General features: G+C 64.4%; 6 protein-coding genes. 4 read left to right on the top strand and 2 right to left on the bottom strand.

All coding sequences use genetic code 11. The features are described from left to right. On the bottom strand, positions 1-512 hold a 512-nt coding region (locus tag WAN71_RS14375; protein WP_422225976.1), incomplete at its 3' end, for an alanine dehydrogenase. A gap of 67 nt (positions 513-579) precedes the next feature. On the opposite strand from WAN71_RS14375, the gene WAN71_RS14380 reads away from it, so the two are divergent. From WAN71_RS14380 to WAN71_RS14395, 4 genes are all read left to right on the top strand, one after another. Continuing rightward, entirely contained in the window at positions 580-1,095 is a 516-nt protein-coding gene (locus WAN71_RS14380; protein WP_422225977.1) for an Lrp/AsnC family transcriptional regulator, read from the top strand. 98 nt (positions 1,096-1,193) lie between these two features. Further along, positions 1,194-2,114, top strand: coding sequence for a metal-dependent hydrolase (locus WAN71_RS14385; protein ID WP_422225981.1), 921 nt, complete (start codon positions 1,194-1,196; stop codon positions 2,112-2,114). Positions 2,115-2,128: 14 nt separating this feature from the next. After that, positions 2,129-3,892 carry an SDR family oxidoreductase gene (locus tag WAN71_RS14390; protein WP_422225978.1) on the top strand — a complete coding sequence of 588 codons (1,764 nt, stop codon included), beginning with the start codon at positions 2,129-2,131 and terminating at the stop codon, positions 3,890-3,892. A gap of 16 nt (positions 3,893-3,908) precedes the next feature. After that, positions 3,909-4,985 (top strand): PDR/VanB family oxidoreductase, encoded by a 1,077-nt coding sequence (locus tag WAN71_RS14395; RefSeq protein WP_422225979.1) that lies wholly within the window; start codon positions 3,909-3,911, stop codon positions 4,983-4,985. Here the strand turns inward: WAN71_RS14395 and WAN71_RS14400 are convergent. Beyond that, on the bottom strand, positions 4,954-5,757 hold an 804-nt coding region (locus tag WAN71_RS14400; RefSeq protein ID WP_422225980.1), incomplete at its 5' end, for a DUF222 domain-containing protein. The genes WAN71_RS14395 and WAN71_RS14400 overlap by 32 nt on opposite strands.

Raw genomic sequence — 5,757 nt, forward strand, 5'->3', positions numbered from 1 at the left:
ACCTTGGCCGGCTCGACGCCGGGCACGCCGCCCATCAGCACGCCGCGGCCGCCGTGGGTGCGCATCAGGTGATAGGCACCGACCTGGGCGGACAGCCGTCCGGCGACCTCGCTCATCGGAGCCAGCAGTGGCAGCGAGCCGTCGGCGGCCTGGACGGTCTCGTAGGCGATCGATGTGGTGGCTGACGCCAAAAGCGCCTCGGTGCAGGCACGGGAGGCAGCCAAGTGCAGGTAGGTGAACAGGGTCTGCCCGCGCCGCATCCGGGCGTACTCGATCGGTGTCGGTTCCTTGACCTTGAGCACCAGATCGGCCTCGGCCCACACTTCGTCCGCCGTGGCGATCAATTGCGCGCCCGCGGCCTTGAAATCGCCGTCGCCGGTTGCTGAGCCCTCTCCGGCACCGGTCTGGACCAAGACCTCGTGGCCACGGCGGGTCAACTCCGTTACGCCGGACGGTGTGATGGCCACTCGATACTCGTTGTTCTTGGTCTCGGTGGGGATTCCAACGCGCATGACTCAATTGTGAAGAAACTTCGATTGTGCTGCAAAGACCACGAAGACACGTCTGTAGAATTAGCTGATGACCGTAGAAATAACGGAAAGCGGCGTCACCTCCGCGGCTGCGTCGAAGGATCTTCGGCCCGCTGTTCTTGACCAGATCGACCGCAGAATTTTGAGCCTGCTGCACGCGGACGCTCGCATCACCAACAGCGCACTGGCCGCCGAACTCGACATCGCCGCGTCGACCTGCCATGGTCGCGTTCGCAGGTTGATGGACCTGGGCGTCATTCGCGGCTTTTACGCCGACATCGACCCCGTTGCGGTCGGATTGCCGCTGCAGGCGATGATCTCGGTCAGCCTGCAGTCCCACGCCCGCGGCAAGATCCGGGATTTTATTCAGCAGATCCGGTACAAACCGCAGGTGATGGATGTCTACTTCCTGGCCGGGGCCGACGATTTCATCCTGCACGTCGCCGCTCGCGACACCGAGGACCTGCGCTCATTCGTCGTCGAAAATCTCAACGCCGACGCCGACGTGGCGGGCACTCAGACGTCGCTGATCTTTGAACACCTCCGGGGCGCGGCGCCGATTTAGCATATTTCCCGATACCGGGGGTACCGGGTATGCTGCTGAGCGACGGAGCTTAGACATTAGGCTCGATTTGTAAAGCAGCCTGAAGGCAGGGATGCATGATGTTCACGGTCAACGACGACGCTGTCGGTCCGCATCTTTCACGTCGGGGGGCGCCGGCCGATTACGAACGGTTGGTCCTGGAGGCGCGCGACGTCGACTTCGACTGGGCCAAGCTGCCGTTCCACTACGTGCCGGGTGAGCCGTTTACCACCCACGTCTTCAATGTCCTGCATCTGCTGCTGCCTGCGGGTGAAGAGTTCTTCGTCGACGTGTTCAAGAAGACGCTGCCGCTGATCAAGGACGACCAATTGCGGCTTGATGTACAGGGATTCATCGGTCAGGAGGCGATGCATTCGCAAGCGCACTCCGGTGTGCTGGACTACTTCGCGGCCAACAACGTCGATTTGACGCCGTTCACCGACCAGATCGCCTGGCTCTTCGAGAAGCTGATCGGCGACCGCCCCCGCTGGGGTCTGCGACGACGACACAGCTGGTTGCTCGAGCAGGTGGCGATCGTGGCGGCGGTCGAGCATTACACCGCGATCCTGGGGGAGTGGATATTGGACACTCCGCAGCATGACGCGATCGGCACCGACCCGGTGATGCTGGACATGCTTCGCTGGCACGGGGCCGAGGAAGTCGAGCACAAGGCCGTCGCCTTCGACGTGATGAAGCATCTACGGGCCGGGTACTGGCGGCAGGTGCGCACCCAGTTGGTGGTCACGCCGATGATGCTGTTGATGTGGGTGCGCGGGGTTCGGTTCATGTACTCGGTGGACCGGCAACTGACGCCGGGAGCCAAAGCGCGCTGGCGGGATTACTTCAGCGCGGCGCGACGTGGACTGGTGCCTGGTCCGCTGCGGTTCGTCCGGGTCATCGGCGCCTACTACAAGCCGAATTTCCATCCGTCACAGCTGGGCGGGGTCGAGCGGGCGGTCGACTACCTCGCCATCTCACCCGCGGCCCGCGCCTCCCATTGAGCCGAGAGGAATCGATGACCCGCACCACCGTGACCGCGTCCGACGGCGTCACGCTGGCCGTGCACGCCTACACCGAGATCGACCGGCAGCGGCCGACCGTATTGGCGATTCATGGTTATCCCGATAACCACCACCTGTGGGACGGCGTGGCTGGATACCTTGGGGAGCACCACAACGGCAAATACAACATTGTGGCGTACGACGTGCGTGGCTCCGGCGAATCGGCACGCCCGCCGGGCCGGTCCGGTTACCGCTTCCCCCAACTGATCTCCGATGTCGGTTCGGTGATCGACAGCCTGGGCGTTGGCCAGGTGCACTTGCTGGCCCACGATTGGGGCTCGATTCAGGGCTGGGCCGCAGTGACCGACGACACGGTGATGAGCAAGGTCGCATCGTTCACTTCGATCTCGGGGCCGCACTTGAACTATGCGGGCAAGTTCTTGCGGTCAGCGCGCACTCCGCGTGGCCTCTTGGACGTGGTCAGGCAGGTCATGGCGTCGGGATACATCTGGTTCTTTCTGTGCCCCGGTCTGCCGGAGTTGATGATTCGGTCCGGGTTGGGCGTGAAAGTGATTGACGTCTTTGGTCGTATCGGCAACTCGAGCACCCGGACCCAATCTCCCACCGCAGTACGGTCAACCGGCGACTACGTCAATGGCCTCAACCTGTACCGGGCCAACATGCCCGCGCCATTTCTGGCCCCCGGCGCGCAGCTGCCGCAGACCAACATTCCAGTCCAGGTGTTGGTGCCGCGCAAGGACATGTTCGTCACACCCGCGCTGCAGCGGTTCACCGGCTCAATCCCGTTGGGTGGCAGAGTTATTCCGATCGAGGGCGGCCACTGGGTGGTGACCTCGCGTCCCGACGTCATCGCCAGGCTGACTAGCGAGTGGATCGACCGAGTCGTCGGCGGGGCGGCGTCGTCGAGTCCATCCGTGGTGGGCACCGGGCGGCGTGACGTGCGGGGCAAGCTCGCTCTGGTCACTGGGGCGGGCGCCGGGATAGGCCGGGCCACCGCGATTGAACTGGCCCGCAAAGGTGCCCGAACCGTGGTGATCGTCGACCGAGATCTGGCCGCGGCGAAGGAGACTGCGGTAGCGGTTCAGGACGCCGGCAGCGATGCCGCGGTCTATCAGGCTGACGTCGGGGACGAAACGGCGATGAACGCGCTTGCCGCACAAGTCAACGACGAGCATGGCGTGGTCGATATCCTGGTGAACAATGCCGGCATCGGGATGGCGGGTCGGTTCCTGGAGACGACGCCTGCGCATTGGGACAACATCTTGGCGGTCAATCTGTGTGGCGTGCTCAACGGAAGCCGGGTGTTCGGCACGCAGATGGTCGACCGCGGCCAAGGCGGAACCATCATCAACGTGTCGTCGGCCGCGGCATTTCTACCGTCGAAGTCGATGATCGCTTATGGCACGACGAAGGCCGCGGTGCTGGCGTTCAGCGAATCATTGCGCGCCGACTTGGCCGACGAAGGTATCACCGTCACCGCGGTGTGTCCGGGGTTCGTCAACACCAATATCGCGAAAAGCACTGTCTACGCCGGGATGTCCGCCGACGAGCAGGAGCGCGCCCGCCAGAAGGCCGACGCCGCTTACCGGCGTCGCAATTACACACCGGAAGCCACCGCCAAGGCGATTGTCAAGGCCGTCAAGACAGGCCCACCTGTGTTACCGATCGCGGCCGAATCCCGGGTCGGCTACGCGTTGCGCCGCATCAGTCCCTCGCTGGTCCGGTTGTTCGCGCGCTACGACCTACGGCAGAAATAGAGTACTGGAAAACGGAGTGACGCAATCGATCTGGGCGAGCAGGCCCGCCGACATCTACGGTCGCCGCAAGCGAGATCGTCTCTACACGGCGTTGTGGGGTCTTGGCGTGGTGCTCGGCGGGTTCGCCTCGGCGACTCGATGGAAACCGTCGCGGGTAGTGCCGGTCGGGCGGACACACACCGCGGTTGTTACCAGGCGCGAGCTCGTCGCCCCCGATGTGGTCGCGATGACGTTGGCTGACCCGGATGGCGGATTGCTTCCGTCGTGGACGCCTGGCGGCCACATCGACGTCCAGCTGCCGTCGGGCCGGCGTCGCCAATACTCGCTGTGCGGTCCGCCCGGCCGGCGCACCGACTACCGCATCGCGATACGCAGGATCGCTGACGGCGGCGGCGGTTCGATCGAGATGCACGATGCGTTCGACGTGGGCGACTCGCTGGTCTTCGAAGGTCCGCGCAACGCGTTCTATCTCGGCGGCGACGAGCATGATGTGCTGTTCGTGATCGGCGGAATCGGGGTGACCCCCGTTCTACCGATGATGCGGGCAGCGCAGCTGCGCGGGATCGATTGGCGCGCAGTCTATGCAGGTAGTCGTCGCGAGTACATGCCGCTGCTCGATGAGGTGGTGTCGGTGGATCCCGACCGGGTCACCGTATGGGCCGATGACGAGCGTGGCCGATTCGCCACGGCCGACGAATTGCTCGTCGGCGCCGGACCGAAGACGGCGGTGTACGTGTGCGGGCCGACGCCGATGCTGGAGTCGGTGCGCATCGCCCGCGACGAGCATGCCAACGCGCCGCTGCACTACGAGCGGTTCAGTCCGGCTCCCGTCGTCGATGGCATCCCGTTTCAGCTGGAACTTGCGCGCTCCCGGCGGGTGCTCGACGTCGCTGCGAATCGGTCGGCGCTCGATGTCATGCTCGACGATGATCCGACAACGGCATATTCCTGCCGGCAAGGATTTTGCGGTACGTGCAAGGTCAAAGTGCTCAGCGGGCAGATCGACCGCCGCGGCCGCACCGCAGAAGCCGACGGCGAGATGCTGGTCTGCGTCTCGCGCGCTAACGGCGGTCGTGTGGTGATCGACGCCTGAAGAAGCGTTCCGGATGGTGATAGTCGTTGGTCCGGGCCTGGCCGTGTTCGAGATGTGGCGGCGGGATCCACTGGGTTTGGCCGTTGGCGAGTTTGACTGTCCGCCAGCCATTATCGACTAACTTGTGGTCGGGTTTGCAGGCGAGAGTCAGCTTGTCGATGTCGGTCAGGCCCCCGCTGGCCCAATCATCGACGTGGTGGACTTCCGTCCAGTATCCCGGCACGTCGCAGCCGGGGGCCGTACACCCGCGGTCCTTGGCGTGGAGCACCACCCGCTGATCTGCCGAGGCGATGCGTCGGGAGCGGCCCAAATACAAAGGGCGGCTATCGTGTTCGTCGAACACAGCCAGGTAGTGGTGGGCGTGGCTGGCCATGCGAATCAGGTCGCGCATGGGCAGTAGTGTCCCGCCGCCGGTCAGCGCTTGCCCGGCGCCTGCAATGAGTTCCTGCAGCGTGGTCGACACGATAACGGTGACCGGCAATCCGTTGTGCACTCCGAGTTTCGGGTCGCCCAACTGTCCGCGGACCAACGCGTTGAGCGCGTCGTGTTGACGCTGGGCATGACTGCGCAAATCCTTACTCGCCAGATTCTGGTCGGGTTCGCCTACGATGCAAGGGCTTTCATCATCGGAGTTGCACATGCCAGGAGCGGCGAACCGGGCCAGCCAGGCGTCGAGATTGGCCCGCAGCTCCGGCGAGGCGACCAGCCTGCCGATGCTCATCCCATCGGGCCGCTGGCCCGACCAAGTGAAGCCGCGGTGACGGGCGCGGTC

Source organism: Mycobacterium sp. (genome assembly GCF_049280035.1).
Classification (GTDB): domain Bacteria; phylum Actinomycetota; class Actinomycetes; order Mycobacteriales; family Mycobacteriaceae; genus Mycobacterium.